The following is a 255-nucleotide window of genomic DNA, read 5'->3' as shown; positions in this document are numbered from 1 at the left end:
TTCTTCTTCCGTTCGTGCTGTACTTGTTCGAGCAAAGTCTCACGTCGGAAATCAGTTTCGCCAAGTTCTCGGCGCTTCTGTCCAACGGTTTTGCCAAGGTTGTCGTCCTTGCCCTCATCTGGGCATACCTGCACCACTTCTGCGCCGGCATCCGTTACCTGATCCTCGATCTGCATATCGGCATCGACAAGGCCTCGGCCTCCAAGTCGGCTGTGAGCGTGCTGATCGTCAGCCTGCTGCTGACCGTCGTGTTCG

At 56.5% G+C, this 255-nt stretch carries 1 protein-coding gene; it reads left to right on the top strand.

Features of this window, described 5'->3' with window-relative positions:
* Nucleotides 1-255, top strand: a 255-nt coding sequence (gene sdhC, locus ACU8YE_RS25735) for a succinate dehydrogenase, cytochrome b556 subunit (protein ID WP_446930466.1), incomplete at both ends; no start/stop codon positions are given.

The sequence above is a fragment of the Ralstonia sp. VS2407 genome (assembly GCF_052950655.1).
This window is presented reverse-complemented; position numbering and strand designations above follow the sequence as displayed.